18 protein-coding genes are annotated in these 16,498 nt (G+C 59.5%); 12 read left to right on the top strand and 6 right to left on the bottom strand.

From position 1 onward, the window contains the following. The 7 genes from CQ020_RS22285 to CQ020_RS22245 form a co-directional block, all read left to right on the top strand. A partial coding sequence (locus tag CQ020_RS22285; RefSeq protein WP_146117224.1) for a hypothetical protein occupies positions 1–545 on the top strand: 545 nt, incomplete at its 5' end. Positions 546–570: 25 nt separating this feature from the next. Beyond that, positions 571–1,320 carry a hypothetical protein gene (locus CQ020_RS22280; RefSeq protein WP_146116688.1) on the top strand — a complete coding sequence of 250 codons (750 nt, stop codon included), beginning with the start codon at positions 571–573 and terminating at the stop codon, positions 1,318–1,320. 344 nt (positions 1,321–1,664) lie between these two features. Beyond that, positions 1,665–2,054, top strand: a complete 390-nt coding sequence (locus tag CQ020_RS22275; protein ID WP_105694039.1) for a TNT domain-containing protein — start codon at positions 1,665–1,667, stop codon at positions 2,052–2,054. Further along, the gene (locus CQ020_RS22270) at positions 2,044–2,553 is read left to right on the top strand and encodes an Imm61 family immunity protein (protein WP_081765979.1); all 510 of its coding nucleotides are present in this window, start codon (positions 2,044–2,046) and stop codon (positions 2,551–2,553) included. Before CQ020_RS22275 ends, CQ020_RS22270 begins: the two co-directional genes overlap by 11 nt. A 441-nt stretch (positions 2,554–2,994) precedes the next feature. Continuing rightward, positions 2,995–3,663 carry a hypothetical protein gene (locus CQ020_RS22260; RefSeq protein ID WP_105694038.1) on the top strand — a complete coding sequence of 223 codons (669 nt, stop codon included), beginning with the start codon at positions 2,995–2,997 and terminating at the stop codon, positions 3,661–3,663. 374 nt (positions 3,664–4,037) lie between these two features. Next, on the top strand, positions 4,038–4,682 hold the full coding sequence (locus CQ020_RS22250) for a hypothetical protein (protein ID WP_105568122.1): 645 nt from the start codon (positions 4,038–4,040) through the stop codon (positions 4,680–4,682). Positions 4,683–4,815: 133 nt separating this feature from the next. Further along, entirely contained in the window at positions 4,816–5,427 is a 612-nt protein-coding gene (locus CQ020_RS22245) for a hypothetical protein (RefSeq protein ID WP_258142162.1), read from the top strand. Between the two features lie 245 nt (positions 5,428–5,672). Here the strand turns inward: CQ020_RS22245 and CQ020_RS22240 are convergent, their stop codons facing one another. Continuing rightward, the gene (locus tag CQ020_RS22240) at positions 5,673–6,416 is read right to left on the bottom strand and encodes a hypothetical protein (RefSeq protein WP_105694035.1); all 744 of its coding nucleotides are present in this window, start codon (positions 6,414–6,416) and stop codon (positions 5,673–5,675) included. A 215-nt stretch (positions 6,417–6,631) separates the two neighbouring features. Between CQ020_RS22240 and CQ020_RS22235 the strand changes: the two genes are divergently transcribed. Next, on the top strand, positions 6,632–7,363 hold the full coding sequence (locus tag CQ020_RS22235; protein WP_105694034.1) for a DUF72 domain-containing protein: 732 nt from the start codon (positions 6,632–6,634) through the stop codon (positions 7,361–7,363). A 34-nt stretch (positions 7,364–7,397) separates the two neighbouring features. On the opposite strand, the gene CQ020_RS22230 is transcribed toward CQ020_RS22235, so the two are convergent. Both CQ020_RS22230 and CQ020_RS22220 read right to left on the bottom strand, forming a co-directional pair. Beyond that, positions 7,398–7,859, bottom strand: coding sequence for a GatB/YqeY domain-containing protein (locus CQ020_RS22230; RefSeq protein ID WP_105694033.1), 462 nt, complete (start codon positions 7,857–7,859; stop codon positions 7,398–7,400). Positions 7,860–8,432: 573 nt separating this feature from the next. After that, complete coding sequence (locus CQ020_RS22220) at positions 8,433–9,710, bottom strand: NAD(P)/FAD-dependent oxidoreductase (protein WP_105694031.1); 1,278 nt, start codon at positions 9,708–9,710, stop codon at positions 8,433–8,435. 124 nt (positions 9,711–9,834) lie between these two features. Between CQ020_RS22220 and CQ020_RS22215 the strand changes: the two genes are divergently transcribed. Genes CQ020_RS22215 through CQ020_RS22205 form a run of 3 tightly spaced genes read left to right on the top strand, consistent with a single transcriptional unit; the run spans position 9,835 to position 12,061 of the window. Continuing rightward, positions 9,835–10,620, top strand: a complete 786-nt coding sequence (locus CQ020_RS22215; protein ID WP_105694030.1) for a histidine phosphatase family protein — start codon at positions 9,835–9,837, stop codon at positions 10,618–10,620. Further along, positions 10,598–11,536, top strand: a complete 939-nt coding sequence (locus CQ020_RS22210) for an NAD(P)H-hydrate dehydratase (protein ID WP_181151997.1) — start codon at positions 10,598–10,600, stop codon at positions 11,534–11,536. Before CQ020_RS22215 ends, CQ020_RS22210 begins: the two co-directional genes overlap by 23 nt. A gap of 18 nt (positions 11,537–11,554) precedes the next feature. After that, a complete protein-coding gene (locus tag CQ020_RS22205) occupies positions 11,555–12,061 on the top strand; it encodes a hypothetical protein (RefSeq protein WP_258142161.1) in 507 nt (168 codons plus the stop codon). Here the strand turns inward: CQ020_RS22205 and CQ020_RS22200 are convergent. Both CQ020_RS22200 and CQ020_RS22195 read right to left on the bottom strand, forming a co-directional pair. Further along, entirely contained in the window at positions 12,058–13,722 is a 1,665-nt protein-coding gene (locus CQ020_RS22200) for an ATP-dependent DNA helicase RecQ (RefSeq protein WP_105694029.1), read from the bottom strand. The genes CQ020_RS22205 and CQ020_RS22200 overlap by 4 nt on opposite strands. Before the next feature lie 127 nt (positions 13,723–13,849). Further along, positions 13,850–14,470: a dihydrofolate reductase family protein gene (locus CQ020_RS22195; RefSeq protein ID WP_105694028.1), complete on the bottom strand. Its 621-nt coding sequence runs from the start codon at positions 14,468–14,470 to the stop codon at positions 13,850–13,852. Between the two features lie 103 nt (positions 14,471–14,573). Here CQ020_RS22195 and CQ020_RS22190 point away from each other — a divergent pair, with 103 nt between their 5' ends. Then, the gene (locus CQ020_RS22190) at positions 14,574–14,807 is read left to right on the top strand and encodes a hypothetical protein (RefSeq protein WP_146116689.1); all 234 of its coding nucleotides are present in this window, start codon (positions 14,574–14,576) and stop codon (positions 14,805–14,807) included. Positions 14,808–14,822: 15 nt separating this feature from the next. Here the strand turns inward: CQ020_RS22190 and CQ020_RS22185 are convergent, their stop codons facing one another. Next, the gene (locus CQ020_RS22185; protein WP_105694026.1) at positions 14,823–16,382 is read right to left on the bottom strand and encodes a glycoside hydrolase family 32 protein; all 1,560 of its coding nucleotides are present in this window, start codon (positions 16,380–16,382) and stop codon (positions 14,823–14,825) included. Positions 16,383–16,498: the final 116 nt, after the last annotated feature.

Here is a 16,498-nt window from a genome sequence, read left to right as displayed (position 1 = left end):
TAGCCCTGAGGGCCTGTCGCAGTGATACCAGTTCCGAAGATTTGGTCGGCGACACCGACGGAGGACCCGGAAGCTGGCAAGAACCCGGAGGACGAAACGACAAAGGCGTCGCCGACCAAATCTTCGGAACTGGTATCACTGCGACAGGCCCTCAGGGCTACCTTCTGGAATACATGGTGGACCACGTCAAAGCGGACGGCTCCATGGGGAAGGTCGAGTTCGACGGACACTTGTGGCGCGGGCACCCGCCAATAGAAGTATTCCAAGAGGTTAAGGGCAACTACGACCTGCTTTTCAGAGGCGTCTATGATGGTCGCTATCTTCGCGACCAAGCCGTTCCAATTGCAATCGATGACTGGGTCCAGTCCACGGCCCGGCGTCAAATCCAAGCACTGGAGTCGAAGGCACCGGGCGCCCACCTTGAATGGATCTTCACCCACAACGAGGAACTTGCCAAGTTGATGGACAAAGCCGTCACAAGATATCTGGAACGCAACCCCGGTAGTGTCACAGTGGACGTAAAGTTCGCACCGAAGGAGGGCTAGTTTGATTCACGACAGGGGGTCCGACGTGACAGGCGTCACTTCAGGGGATCTCTTCGATTCCGCGTTGGACGATATAGATCTCGACTTGCAGTTGGGCGGGCGGGAAGCGGCACCTCGGGATGTGGCGGCGAGGATTCTGGCGACGCTTCCGATTCTTGAAAATCTGGATACACGCCCGATGGAGTGGGTTGGAATTCCCCAAACTGCTGGGCAGATCGCGAGATCCGACACTTTAGGACGCACCGTCGAGGAGCTCGTCGAACTTGTTGTAGCCGGTGCCCGAAAGGACGATGCCGGGAGCTTTCACCCAAGTTGGGGCTATTTCGTGCAACTCATCTCATACGTCAAGGGGACGGAACGAGGGACAAGCCCCTTTCGCGCTGCCGTTAGCGATGGAGCACACGACGGACCTTCCAGCGATTCGTTCTCACTGACCTTTGAGAAAGCGCAGGTGCAGGGCAAAGACGCCATCGTCAGCACCTTTGCGTCATTGGTTGAGGTCTGGAGACCAGCACACGGCGGCATCTTCGGCTACGAAATCAGCCGACGAAGACGCGGGGAACAAATCTGGTACCCGCCAGTCGGCGCCCTGACGTACGCTGCGGCAGGCAGCGGCTACATGCTACCCGATGACGAACTCGTTGATCTGCGTCCCTTGCCTCATGGGGTGCTGGCCGTGCTCAAGGAGTGGTCCTTGGATGCCGTTCTCGCGTACGGCGAGGCTTTCAGGGCTGTCAACGATGGTATCCCCCGCAGAGCTGCCGGGACCGGATAGAACTATGTTTCCGGCAGGGAGTCTGGTCAAAGAAGGGCCACACTGTGAACGAAGACGGACACACAACCTTTGATTCCGCTTTGGGTACGCTGAGTCTCAGGCTCCAATTGGGCACAAGGACCGATAAGGCGCATGAGAGTGCTGCGACCATCCTTGCAAGCGTTTCGATCCTGGAGCGGCTCGATCCTAGGCCTATGGAATGGATCTCTGACACCCGAGCCGCTCCGGTCACCGTGGGAGGCGACTCCCTATTGCGGGCGGCATGTATTCAGCCGAACGGTAAGTTGCCATTTTCTCCGCGACCGTAGGCCCTACGAGTCCGAGCCTTGAAGGAATCTCCAACCATGTGGAACCGCTACCCCGCTAACGATGGCGCCGTCATCGAAAGCCGTCAGACCCATGACCTATTCAAGTTCAGAAGCCAGTTCGGTGAAATAGTCGACCGTGTTGGATTCGAAGACGGTTCGTATCTCTACGCATTCAAGGACGGCGAGCCGGAAAGTTTCGAAGCTCGCTCGCTCCCTGTCAGTGATCTTGAGCTGCCATACGCCCGCTATCGCCTAGCGAATGGGTGGCCCGCGGGCGCTCGTGGGTGGCTCGTCGAGTCATCCGTTGCGGCGCCCGACTTCGGACGGAGAGGCGGGGCAACCCAAGTACTGTTCTTCGACGAACAACACTCGCTTCTGACCGTTGAGGAACTAATAAAGTCGGGAGTCCTGGCCTATGAGCAGTGAAATAGAGCCGATGATTGATCGCTTGCTGGAAACGATCCATGCAGCCGGATATTCGATCGTTACATCGCAGGATGGCTCATGGTGCCTGTATAACCTGGGTGGTGAAATCAAGATCTACCTTCGGCAGGTGGATGACCTTTACGTATTGAGCACCACTGAGCGCGCGCGCGATGAACACATACTTTTCACTTCACCACAACTGGTCGATATCGAGCTGGCGCTCCTCTACCGATTCACGAATCTCTTTCGCCGCCGTGAACGCCGGCCGTTTCTCATGCCAACATCGGTGCCCGTAACGGCGAGCAAAGCCGCCCCCGGTTACACAGTCTCCAAGGACTTTAACGGCACATGGCTGCTGCAATCACCCGATGGCCCGCGACGGACTGGACGACAGATCACGCTTATTGAGTTTTCCCACTATGCAGACATGAGTCCCTACGAACTCTGGACGTCCATGAATCACGCCGAAAATTCCATTTTCCGGCCATTGAATCATTAGGTCTATCACTCGCTATTGTCCGATTCGGAGAGCTTGATATATGCGAAGCACTTGGCAGTCTTTGAGAACTTCTTTAGTCCGCTAATTGCGACGATAAGCCTGTGATTATTAAAGTAATTACTAAATGAGACTATGAAAGTACAATATGAGCAATAGATATAAGAAGCTAACGCCTGAGGTAATGCAGGCCTTGCACAGCAAACCAGGGCCCATGCCGCTGAAAATCATGGACATCCTCTGGCCTTCAGCTACCATGCGAATGCAAGACTCATGGACACAATTCAAGGCGGGCTTCTTCAAGCTGCTTTCGCGTCGAAGGTAGCCTAGGTACCTCGCCTCAGGAGCATACTCTCTCCAAGGCGAGCCCAATGCCATAAGGCTCAATTCAGCGGTTGGTGCAATCGAAATTTTCGTTAGATACGTTCCGATGAAACACCAACCATGATTGCAGGTAAGGAGGACCAAGTGGTAAAGGTGACTGCTGCCGATCTATTCGACCCAGCCCTCCGATCTATCGAGCTCCACATGCAGCTGGGAGGCCGGGCTGCAAATCCATCCGACATCGCCGAAAAGGTCCTTACGACTTTGGACCTTCTTGAAACTTTAGACACCCGCCCGATGGAGTGGCTCCACGTAAATTACTCCGAACAGAGAATGGGTAGCGACAACAAGCTCGGATTCTTGGCCGGGGGCGATCGTCGTGTGGCGCCCTTTGATCTCTCGGTAGTTGATGGCGATCAAGACCCACGGTCAGGTAACTCCTTCCGACTGAGTTTTGACGACGCACTGGTTCCGGACCGCGACAGCATTGTTGCGAGTTTCGCTTCGCTTGTGAAGATCTGGGGGCCTACGCGTGGAGCCATCGACGGATTGGAATTAGCCAAGCGACACAGAAACGATCGCGTTTTGTACCCGCCTATTGGCGTCATCACCTACTTCGCAGAGAACGCCACCTACACCCTCCCAGCGAGCCCCCTAGTTGACGTACACCCGTTGAACGGCGGCACTCTTGCCATCCTGAAAGATTGGACGCTGGAATCCGTCTTAGCCTACGAAGAGTTATCCAGGGATCTCTACGAGGGCATGCCAAACCCCCGCTTCAGTAGGTAGCCCGGGGACCGGAAATACATCTACGATAGCCCGATTAGAAAACTGCGCCGGCTTTTGGTCGCCAGTTATGAGACCCTCCGGTGGTAGTGCGAAATGCAGCGGGGGTCGAGGTGCCAGTTCTGGAGCTATTGCGACGGAGCCACCAACGTACCCGTCAACACCTTGGAATTCATCCAACTCAAACGAGAGCTGATGACAAAGGTCCTCCACCCCGTCGACACCGGACAACCCCGAGGCTTACACCTAAAGGTAGAAGCCGTCCCAAGACCAAAACCCGGTCTGCCGGATGAATTGAAAGTCACTCACTGGCTCGACTCCGGAGAGAATAGTTCAGAATATTTCTCCAACTTTCCATTTTCTGAGGAGGCAATCGAATGATGACAGGAACGCGGATTTCTGGGGTCGAAGTGAATAACGGTCTCCAAAGGCTGCGGACTGAGGCCTTCGCCCAAGGCGGTCTGGGGTTCGGAGCAGAAGCAATCATCAGCCATATCATCATGCATCAAGCCTGGAGTCGACGAACAGAGGATATTCTCCGGAACGGTGTCTGGGGGTTCAACCATAGTTTCCAAGATTTCTCGGTAGAATCCATGGACTACTGGCTCAAAGATATTCGTCGTAGCTCGTATGTCCCAGGCATTGGAACATGGACGAGTTGCAAGGTCTATCTCTTCCCCGACTCCGATGGCAGACTCGAAACCTTCGATTTCGAGCTCTTTCGGTCAGACAGCGATTCCGGAATCTCTGATCGTCCGGCGGACGCACTGACTCTGTTCCAGGACCTCAAAGCGTTCCCGAGAACGCTGGACAACATACCGCAGTGGATGTGGAGGGTGTTCCGCGCCGAAGGCGTCACACCCCCTGTCTACAACCCTCAACTGCAAACAGTCGAGTGGGCCAACAAACGACTCCCCGTCAACGAAAAAGGCACCGACTTCTCAGCCCAGCCTGAATTCATAGACCCATCCAAAGAACCAAGTGTGTTCGCGAAAATCGGCAAGAAACTCTTCGGCGGTTAGGCAGCACCACCAATGGACAACGTCCGCCGTCACCAGCACGGTCACCCAGAGCAGCCGCGATGCAGTTTTCGACGCTGCCCTAGAACATCCAGGAGTCATCATGAGTGCCGGCAAAGTTATATGGAGCCCATCCGTGGAGGCAGGACTTCACCGGTTGCAGGCTGAAACCTTCAGGGACGGCGGTCTCGGTTTCGGCGCCCAGGAAGTGGTAAGCACTTCTGTCATACATCTGGCCTGGTCAACCCGAACAGAAATGATTCTGCGGGAAGGCGTCTGGGGACCACGATGCTTCTCCCAAGATTTTTCCCGCGAGTCCATGATTGATTGGCTAGAGGAAATACGCCGCGAGTCCTACGCCCCAGGCTTTGGAACGTGGACAAGCTGCAAGGTATATCTCTATCCAGATTCGGCTGGCAGACTCGAGGCCTTCGACACCGAGCTCCTCAGACCCGCCCATGAAACAACCATCCCTGACCGTCCAGCCGACGCACTGACGCTGTTACAGGACCTCAAAGCGTTCCCGCGAACGCTGGACAACATACCGCAGTGGATGTGGACGGTGTTCCGCGCGGAAGGCGTCACACCCCCTGTCTACAACCCACAACTCAAAACAGTCGAGCGGGCCAACAAACGCCTCCCCGTCACCGAAAATGGCACCGACTTCTCCGTCCAACCTGAAATCATAGACCCATCCAAAGAACCGGGTATCTTCGCGAAGATCGGCAAGAAACTCTTCGGCAGCTAACCCCAACCCGGCGAACGGCACTGGCCTCGCCAAGCAAAGCCAGCCGTGATCCAGACCTGCGAAAAAGGACGACCGATCATGTGGAGCCGCTACCCACCCAGCAATGGCGCCGTCGTCGAAATGTCAATGGGGAAAATACGCGGTGAGGCTGCATAGGGGTCTCGGAGTCCGTCATCGTGGGTCGTTGTCAGCCGGGTCACCCAAAAACAGTGTTTCGCGGGGTCCTTAGCCTAGCGCCTGGCGGATTATTTGACGGAGCCCATCCGCTGATGTTCCCATTCAGGGAGAGTGCCAAGCTTTCGGACACTTAGAGTTTCCCTTAGGCACTCGGTCTTAGTCGGCTCGGTGAGCCACTCCGGTTCCTTGTCATAGTTGAACTCGGTTTGGTAACTCCCGGGATCCGCTGGGCTGAGTGTGACCGTGACCGCGAACCACGTATTGCCATCGGGTCCACGCATGATGCTCCTGGCCTCAGACATCCGGTCAGCCAAATGTGCTGGAACTTCCGTGGTGAACCGTGCCCCTCCCGTTTCCACGTTGAAGACGCACTCGCGATGAGAGCCGATTTCCCTGAATTGCAGCCATGCCGAAGACCACGTCGGCGGGAGGGTGGGGAACAGTTCAACAAGAACCGCGGTGATGTTCTGCATGGCGACGATGGAGCTGTGCAGCCCACCCGGCGCCCCGGCGGAGGATGGTCCGGACCGCGCAACGGCTGCGGGGGCCAGAGGAGCGCGCTGGCGGAAACACCAGGCAGCCGCTACGGCCAAGGCTGGACCGATGGTTTGATAAAGAACGGCGTGAAGTGGGGTCCCCGTGGCGGAACCAAAACTGCCCACCATGGCGAGAAGCACGACGGCAAGGCCGATATACCCCTTGGTGCGCCTCGCCCATCTCCTCAAGAAGACATAAAGAAGAAAGGTAAGGACAAGTGGCGATCCGATAACTCCCAGAAGGATCCCTCCCTGGATGATCGAGCCAATGATCATCGAGGCGAATGCAGCGAGGGCAAGGAGCGGCCCCAGCCATTCCGGTGGAACAGGGCCCAGCGCCCTGCGGTCGGGCTGATCGTCATCTGTCTCCTGCGCAGCAGAATTGACCTGGTTCCCCCATCAACTGGAATTGGCCCTTCGAGTCTAGCCAGCGCCGGATTGCCCCCCAAACAAGCCATCGCTTACGTGAGTAACCCGCTACCATCCACACCATGGGCATCCACATTGGCACCTCGGGCTGGAGCTACGACCATTGGGAGAACGTGCTGTATCCACCGGGTCTTCCCGCGGCCAAGCGTCTGGCCCACTACACGGCGCGATTTAGCACGGTTGAGCTAAACGCAAGCTTTTACCGGTGGCCGCGCGATACGTCCTTCGCGAGTTGGAGGGAGCGGCTCCCTAGCGGTTTTGCCATGTCGGTGAAAGCGCCACGCGGTCTTACGCACGGCAAAAAGCTTTACAGTCCTGAAGTTTGGGTGGAACGGATCGTCCGCTGCTGGCACGAACTCGGCGACAAAAGGGCTGTACTCCTGGTCCAGCTTCCACCTGATTTTCAACGCGACGACGCCCGGCTCGACTACTTCCTGTCCACGCTTCCGCAGTGGGTTCGCATCGCCGTCGAGTTCCGCCATGACAGTTGGGACCACCCGGACGTCTACGCCCTGCTGGAGCGCCGAGGCGCAGCGTACTGCATCATGAGTGGCGCCCACTTGCCGTGCATCCTCCGGGCCACCGCACCCTTCGTGTACGTTCGTCTCCACGGCCCGGACCATGAGCACCTCTACGGGGGCTCGTACTCCGATGAGGATCTCCAATGGTGGGCGGACCGCATTCGGGAGTGGGCCAGTTCCGGCAAGGACGTGTACGTGTACTTCAACAACGACGGCGGTGGTAACGCCGTGCGGAATGCTGACACTTTGCGGTGGCTGCTTGGGGTCAGCTGAGCTCGCCGACCCCAAGCCAAGATGGCCGGAGCAGTTACGCCAGGCGACCCCGCACGATCTCGCTGACAGTCTTGCCATCAAAACGGCCAGCAACCTTGGCGGTGACGGGCTTCATGACGGCTCCGATGGAACGCATGGACAACTCCTGGCCATCAGCCTTCAGAGCCTCCACGGCATCGTCAACGATTGCTTCCACTTCTTCCCGAGTGAGGGCCTTCGGCAGGTAGGCCTCGATGATTTCGGCCTCCGCCACCTCGGCTGCGGCCCGATCTGCCTCGCCCGCCTCGGTGTAGATCCGAGCCGTATCCCGACGCTTTGCGGCTTCCTTCTGAAGCAGCGAGGTGACCTGCGCGTCGTCGAGCTCCACCGGCGTCTTGCCTGACTTCTCACGGGTGGTGATCTCACCCAGCACGTTGCGTACAGTGGTCAACGCAAGCTTGTTGCCCGCCTTCATATGGTCGACGACGTCCGCTTTGAGGCGTTCTTTGAGTGTCATGATGCTCCTTGTTTGGGTTCCTCCTGTTATCTTCCCAGAATGAGTGCATGGGGGATGTTTCGCGGAGCCAAGCCGCGCGTGGTTCGGATGTTCCTGTGGCGCGTCCTCGCCGCACTAGTGCTCGTTGCCTCCGTGGCCGGTTCCATCATCCTGGTAGCAACCCAGATCCAGGTCGCCGCCAGCAGTGTCCACGTTCAGGGAATTGTTACATCTCAAGAAGGATTCAGACATCGTGGTGAACACTGTGTGTTGGGATTGGGCTTCGAATTCCAAGGACGGCAATACAACGAAACGTTCGATACCAATTCAACGTGCATAGCGGTTCCGAGACCTGGCTCCCTCGTAACACTCAGCGTCTATCCGGACGACCCACGCCAGCACCTACGGGTTGTGGGGCACGCCGGTAGTAGCTGGACTCCGTGGCCAGCGGCCGTGGCGGCCGTGCTGCTGATCATCGGAGCATGTATTCACCTGCACTGGGCATCTTCGGCGTACAAGCAAAGTCGGCTGGCGGCTTCTGCCAACCGGGCATCGCAATAGACCAGGCATTACGAGTAAAACTTCGTGCGGGGCTCAAGGGCCGGGAGGCTCTTGTTCGGGCGTTTCCTTCTCGATGGGCCCGCTGACTACCACCTGTGCAGGGCTGTGAAGGATGTATCCGTTAAGCCAGGAGAACAGAGCCCGGATTTTCTGCTGGAGCCCGGACAACAGGGCGAGGTGCACCAACAGCCAAGACAAGAAGGCCAGGATGCCTTGGAGTTGGATTCGCTTGCGGCCCAGCTCTGCCACTGCAGCGCCACGCCCCACCATCGCCATATAGCCTTTGTCGACGTACCGGAACGGAGCACGGCTCTCGCCCTTGAGATCCGCGAGAATGTTCGACGCGGCCCATTTTCCGGCCTGCTGAGCCACCGAACCCAGCTGGGGCAATTTTGCCCCCGTTGAATCGGTGATGTTGGCGCAATCCCCAATGACATACACGCCCTCAACGCCAGGGGCAGTCAGGTCCGTCTTGACGTCAACGCGACCTCCCCTCCCCTGGGTCAAGCCCGAACCGCCAATGAGGTCCCCTGCTTTCAAGCCACCGGCCCACACCACAATTTGCCCGGGCACGGAGCTTCCGTCAGCCAGGGTCACTCCGTCATTCCTTACCTCGGTGACACCCTGTCCCATGTGGAGTTGAACGCCCACCTTCTTCAAATGATCAGTGGCATAGCTCTGGGACTTGGCTGAGAACATATTCAGGACAGTGGGAACCATGTCTACCAAATGGACCCGGCAGCGTGCCGCGAGTTCCGGCGAGAAGTACTTGCTCACAACGTATTTGACGTTTTCGGCCATTGCTCCGGCCGTTTCAACACCGGTAGGCCCGCCTCCCACCACCACTACGTCCACGGACCCGTCCGGGTTCCTATCGGCTTGGTCCAACAAACGGGTTAGGCCGCTCCCCAGCTTCGTTGCATCCGTGACGGAATACAGCGGGAAGGCATGCTCTTCTGCTCCAGGTGTATTGAAGAAGTTCGGGACCGCCCCAACTGCAATGACCAGGACATCCGCCTGCAACGAACGGCCGTCAGCAGTTGTGATCACCCGCTCAGCAGCGTTAACGGAGTCCACCTTCGAGGTCAGAACCTTGACAGTTTTGTAGCGTCGGAAAACGGCACGCAGTGGCCGGGCAATGGCCGAAACCCCAATTTGCGAGGTAGCCACTTGATAGAGGAGCGGCTGAAACTGGTGATAGTTATTTGAGTCGATCAGCAAGACACGGATGCCCTTGCGGCCCAGCTCTTTTGCAGCTGCAACGCCCGCGAATCCGGCACCGACAATGATGACTGGGTATGAGTCCTCCATGCGAGCAACTTACTGCACTCCCAGTTCCCGCAACAGAGGTCCGCGATCAGCGTCGAGCGTTTATCCTCTGTTCCTGTGGGTACGCAGTGGGTAGTGTTCTGCATTCGGCAACGCACACGGAAGGGTGATCTTTGTGAACGAGGACGGGCTGACGGATGCTGTGCAGGAGGCGGGCGCCGTGGAGTTGCTCCTGATCCGGCACGGCGAGAGCGAAGGCAACGTGGCCGCAACGGAGGCCCGCCTGTCTGGAGCTGAAGTCATTGACGTTCCAGCCAGGGATGCTGATGTGAATCTGTCGAGCACCGGGCGGGACCAGGCCAAAGCACTCGGAACAGCGCTTGCAAGGATCGCCGAAGAACTTCGCCCGGATGCCATTGTCTCCTCCCCCTATGCAAGGGCCCGGCAGACCGCGGAAATCGCCGTTGAAACCACCGGCTGGCCCGTGAAGGTACTCACTGATGAGCGCCTCCGCGACCGGGAGCTGGGCATCCTGGACCGGCTGACGCGGCTGGGTGTGGAGACCCGATATCCCGACGAAGCCGAGAGGCGGCTGTGGCTGGGCAAGCTGTACTACCGGCCGCCTGGTGGTGAATCGTGGGCTGACGTCGCACTCCGTCTGCGTTCAATCCTGGATGAGCTCAATACCGTGGGAACAGGGCAACGGGTGATGCTGGTCTGCCACGACGCCGTCATCCTGCTGGTCCGGTATGTTCTGGAGGGCATGTCTGAGCAGGAAGTCCTTGACCTTGCGGCCACCACATCGGTGCTGAATGCATCGATCACCCGGTACGTCCGCCCTTCCGGCGCTGGGCCGTGGGAGCTGGAGAGCTTCAATGTAGCTGACCACCTCACCGAACAGGGCGTTACGGTCACCGAGCATTCTGGAGATGCCAGTGTCCATCCACAGTAATTCCCAGGCACCCACGCTGGTGACGCCGTCGCTTCTGCGCGACTGGCCGCTGCCGGCCCCCGGAGAGGACAAGTACTCGCGCGGCGCAGTCCTGGTGATCGGTGGAGCTCGCGCAACTCCCGGCGCGGCATTGCTGGCCGGCACCTCAGCCCTTCGGGCCGGCGCAGGAAAGATCACTTTGGCAGTGGCCGAATCCGTAGCGGTCCCAGTGGGAGTTGCGCTCCCGGAATGCGGTTCCGTGGGCATGCCCGAGAACCTGAAAGGGTCCGTCACCGGGGAAGGACTCGACAGGATCTCCTCCTATCTGGATCGGGCTGATGCTGTGCTGATCGGACCGGGCCTGGACGATCCGGAACTGGCCGAATCGCTGCTGCGAGCGCTGCTGGAGCGGGAAAAGTCCCGCACTGCAACCAACGACGGCGGCGCTCCCGCCATCGTTCTTGATGCCTTCGCCTTGGGCAGCTTGGTGAAGATTGAGGATGATTTGGGGCCGTGGCGCGGCCGGCTGATCCTTACACCGAATCCGACCGAAACCGGATTTCTTCTGGGCAGGGACGTGGAGGACTTGGAAACAGACGTTGCTGAGGTCGCCCGGAAGTTTGATGCGGTGGTGAGCTGCCAAGGTTACATCGCCGGACCGCCCGGCGAGGCTGCTGCAGCAAACGAAGACTCCACTCTGTGGAAGATCACTACCGGCTACGGCGGCCTGGGCACCTCAGGCAGTGGCGATGTTTTGGCAGGGGCAATCGCCGGGCTCCGCGCGCGGGGCACCAGCGATGCTCAAGCCGCCTGTTGGGGCACCCATCTTCACGCGGCCGCCGCCGACCGTCTGGCCAGCAAGCTCGGGCCCCTGGGTTTCCTGGCCCGCGAGCTCGCCGACGAACTGCCCGCCCTCATGCTGGAGCTCAACACCTGATTCCCCTAGGCTGCCTGCATGGGGACCAAGGGAAGCAGCACACAAACATCGCGCGTCATCGTCAGCATCGTTGGGCTGATCGCAATAGCGGCCTACGGGCTCACCGCAGCGTTGCAGATCCTCGTGTGGAATCCGCTCGCCGCTGTTCCGGGCGCCACGCTGGACGAAATCCACGACGGATTGGCCCGACGCAACGAGTCAATCTCCTGGGTGGCAGTTTTGACGTGGACAAGCATCGGAACGCTTTTAGCTCTGGTTGTGGTCCTGCTGACGGCAACCCGGGTTATCTCACGGCTAAGGACGGTGGTGATTCTCCAACTCTTGATCCTGGTGCTCGGCGCACCCATGTATTTCTTTGCATCTTTCTCCGTCGGCATGGCCTTGGCAGACGCCTTCTTCATATCCGGTGGTGACTACACTCCATGGGGTGGTCTGCTGGGCCTGGTCAGCGCGGCGGCACTGATCGGCACGCTGATGGTGATGATCTTTCGTGGAAAGCCCGGGATGCGCACGGCCCGCACCTAAGCCGGCTTCAGCAAGTCATGCTCGACGACGGCGGTTCGGGACAGGGTCTTGTAGCCTTCCTTTTCGAACAGAACTGTCATGACGTCGTCCTCGTGCCGCATCACCAACCCCGGCCCCCACTCTTTGTGGATCACGGTGGACTGCAAGGGGAACACCTTCCCGGCGGCTGAGGCGCACTGGCCGGCGTCACCCGGCCCGGCGGCGTCGGGCATTTCGGCGCACGCATCGCAGTTGCCGCAGGGCCGCGGCAGATCCTCCCCGAAGTAGCCCAAAAGGAACTGGCGACGGCAGCCGTCCGTCTCCGCGTAGCCACGCATCATGGTGAGCCGTGACTGTTCAACGCGTTGACGCGCCTCAGCCAACTGAACAGCCCGGTCCACCAGTGCGCTCAGTTTGGCTTTGGAACTGAGCCGAGCGCCGCGCTTTCCGGTACTCACGGCACCCGCTTCTTCCAACTGGTTCACCAGCGCTGTGACGCGGCGGGCAGGGAAGCCGGCGAGCTCTGCCAAGGCGGTCAGAGGAGCAGGTGCGCCGGCGTTCTTGATGACTTTCAGCACGGCCATGAGCTCCTCCGCATCCGGGGCATGGGTGGCGAAGAACTTACGCAACCCAAGGTCCTCGGCACGGTAATGCAGTATGGCCGCTGCCGGTTTACCGTCGCGACCCGCACGGCCAATTTCCTGGTAGTAAGCGTCCAAGGACTCCGGAATATCTGCGTGCACCACGAACCGGACATTGGGTTTGTCGATCCCCATGCCAAAAGCTGTTGTGGCGACGACTACATCCAGTTGGTCATCCAGGAACCGCTCATGGATGCTTTCCCGGTCCGCGTCCGCCCGGCCAGCGTGATAAGCCTCGGAACGCAGACCTTGCTCCGTCAGCGCGGCCGCGTACTTCTCGGTGTCTTTGCGGGTAGCGGCATAAAGCAGCCCCAGGCCCTCCGCTTTGGCAAGCGCGACAACCTGCTCCACAACGGCTCTCCGCTTGCCTTTAGCGTCTTGGTGCCGGACAACGTCGTGGCTGATGTTGGGGCGATCGAAGCCACGGACCAGGACCAGCGGTTCCGTCATGCCCAACGACTTGACGATTTCCTCACGCACGGGTGGGGACGCAGTTGCGGTGAGGGCTATAGCGGGCGGGTTGCCCAGGCGCTCGCGGACGCTGCCTAATTCGAGGTAGTCCGGGCGGAAGTCGTGGCCCCAGGAGGAGACGCAATGTGCCTCGTCCACCACGAACATGGTGATGTTCAGCTTGTCGATCCGCTCCACTGTTTCCTTTTTGGCCAATTGCTCAGGAGCGAGGAACAGGAAGATCGCTTTTCCGGATTCGACTGCCAGCCAGGCGGCCTCCACCTCTGAATCGCTGCGGGAAGAATTGATGACGACGGCCGTGCCCTCACCCAAGTCCTCAGTCAGCCCGTCCATTTGGTCTTCTTGCAAGGCAATGAGGGGAGAAACGACGACGGCGGGCCGCCCCGTCGTGTTGTGTAGGTGCAGCGCTGCGACCTGATAGGTAGCGGATTTTCCGTACCCGGTGGGCATGACAGCGAGGACATCACGCCCCTGGACGAGGGCAGCCATGCCGGCGAGTTGGCCTTCGCGCAGCTTAGGCAGGGAAAAGGAAGTGGCCGCCAAAGCGGTCAAGGCAAGGTCATCGGACATTAAGATGTGGCTCCGCGTTGTGGTTCCTGCGGCCACTTGCTTCAGCCGAGGTGACCAGCCTAGCGCGGGCGGGTCCCCGCCGTCGTACGCTGTTTGCGCGGTTGTGGATAACCCCGGATGGGTGACGTTAGCGCGGGTCCAGGCGGCGCACCTGATAGATGAGATGGGTGACGCGGGTTCCTGGAACGATCACGGGATCGTCGAGCATGATGTCCGTCTCAAGGTCCGCGAACCAGCGAATACCGCGTCCGAACAATACAGGCACCAAATCAACCCGGAGCTCGTCCACCACCCCCAGGCGCATGCACTGCTGTGCCACGTCCGCGCCGGCAACGCCGATCTCCCTACCGGCCGCGAGCTGGACGGCACGCTCCAGGGCCGAATCCAGATCCCCTACGAATTCGAACGGGACCGGCTGAGCATCCCGCCGGACCGGTGGCCAATCCGACGGGGGTGCGCGGTGCGTCAGGACAACCGTTGGTGACTCGTTGGGCGGATGACCGCCCCACCCCTTTGTCATATCGAAGATCCGCCTGCCGCAGATGAACGCCCCCTCCCGTGGGAGTGACTTCCAGTAGGCGGCATCGGCTTCGCTGAGATGAAACGGCACAGGGTGACCTGGCATCCAGGTTTCAACTGATCCGGCCTCATACCAGTCGAAGAGCGGGCCGATTCCGTCATCATCCCGAGCGATGTATCCGTCAAGTGACATGGAAAACTGGGCTGACACGCGGCTGTTCCGGTACATGAAATCAGTGTGGTGGCACCGCCGGGCTTGTCAAGGACACCGCCCGGAAAAAGTGGTAATCAGGCTACTTATCAACGGCGTTCAATGTGTCTATGCTGATCTCATGGAGCCCACTTCAGCCATCCTTCTAGTGCTTATCGGCGTGGTTGTCTGGCTCGCAGGCACCATCCTGCCGCTGGCCCTGCTCCCCTCCTCGCGCGCAGAAGAGGAGCACAGGCCCAAGGCGCACTTCCCCCGCCACCCAAAGGGGGAGCCACGTGCCGTCCACCGGTTCCGGCCATCCACCCTGAAAGTCCGCTCTGGGCACCACGCCCGCATTCGGCCACACGGCGCCTAGCGCGGGCCCGGCCGGCTAAAGAGGACTGCCAAACTCGCGGATGGTGATTCCGGTGAAGTTCGCGGCGCCCCCGTCCGCATAGAGTGAGACCCCGGTGTCGCCGTCGACGAAGTGAACCTGCTGCGAAATCACAGTGTGCCCGGAGTTCACAAACACCTCCACGCTCTGCTTGTCCACGAAGATGCGCAGATGGACTGACTGCGCGTTGGCATCTATAGGCGCAGCGGCCCGCGTGTAGGGCACCAGCGCGTACCCTCCTTGGTCTGACGGCGCTCGGTCCACGTATAACTCGTCACCGTACTTGCCAATATTGGTATGGCGGGAGCCGTCCGGGGAGCGGCCAACAGATACCCCGACGTTCGTGGCCACGTTCCATGAAATATCGAGCTCAAGCTCGTAGGCGCGGCCGCTCCATGGGAGCACGACGCTGCCGTTAACCGTGCGGTCAGGCAGGGTGGTGGTGGCGGTGACGTAACCCTGCAGCGCCTCAACCGGGGAGCTGATCAAGCTGTACCAGCCTCCCGATTGGCGCTCCAACCGTAGTTCACGCGTGATGGAGTTCTGACCGTTGTAGCCATCAGAAGCATCAGTGGGTACGTCGCGGGCAGCATACTTCCAGTTGTTCATCCAGGCGGTGGCCAGGCGTTTGGTTTCGGGTGCTTCAACAGACGGCCACGTCACGGCGGCATACCAGTCCCATCCCCAGTCGAGCCACTGCGGCGTGAGGTCATCAGCAATGAAGGCCGTGCCGTTCCAGGCACCCGTCCAATAGGCAAAGGTCATTGGCAGATCAATGCTGTAAGCGTCCATGCTCGCACCGAACACCCAATGCCGGGTGCCATCGCCGGCCGTCATTTCGAACAGATCAGGGCACTCGATTCCGCCCAGGGCATGGTTCGGGTAGTCGAAGTTCGATTTCCAACTCCAATCCCGCAGGTTCGTTGAGGTGTAAAACGCCGCATACCGCGCACGTCCGATCACGCACACCCACTCATTGCGTACAACGTCCCAGTGGATCTTCGGGTCGCGGAACCACTCTGCGTTGTCAATCTCAGATTGGGTGGTTGCAGTTCGCCCGTCAGTATTAACGATCACCGGATCAGGAAGTGCGGAGAACGTGTAGCCGCCGTCGGTAGACCAATAGAGATATTGCTCCTGGAACTTTCGAACCCCGCCGGTCGGCTGAGTTGCCAGCGCAACTACCGCTCCGGCACCGAAACCAGCCGTGTTCGCCGAGTCCACCACGGCCGATCCCGACCACACCGGGAAGTCGGTCTGCAGGGGAATAGCCACACCGTTGTGGGTGAAGGAGACGCCGTCGCTTGTGGTTGCGTGGTCCCAGCCGCCCGGACCATTGTTCTGACCGGAATGGAGATAGTAGAGCTGGTAGGCGCCATTGGTGTGGACCGGACGCTGCGGATCACATAGCCAGCCCGAGGGCGGAGTCATGTGGTAAATGGCCCTTAGCGATGCTTGGGCGTGCGCGGCTGCAGGTACAGCATTGCTCAGGAACAGCGCCATGGCGCCAACTCCGGCGCCCTGCAGGGCCGTGCGTCGAGAAATGTGATTCGTCATTGATTCGTTCCTCTCGGCGTTTGGGGCAACAGTGCGCCAAACGTCATCCAGCGGGGTGGGGGAAGCCGAAGCTATGCAGGACATTAGCGGCAGCAAGTGAGGCTGGTCAAGCGTTT

The organism is Arthrobacter sp. MYb23 (genome assembly GCF_002979775.1).
Taxonomy (GTDB): domain Bacteria; phylum Actinomycetota; class Actinomycetes; order Actinomycetales; family Micrococcaceae; genus Arthrobacter.
Note: the sequence above shows the minus strand (reverse complement) of the source record. Positions and strands in the feature narration are given on the sequence as shown.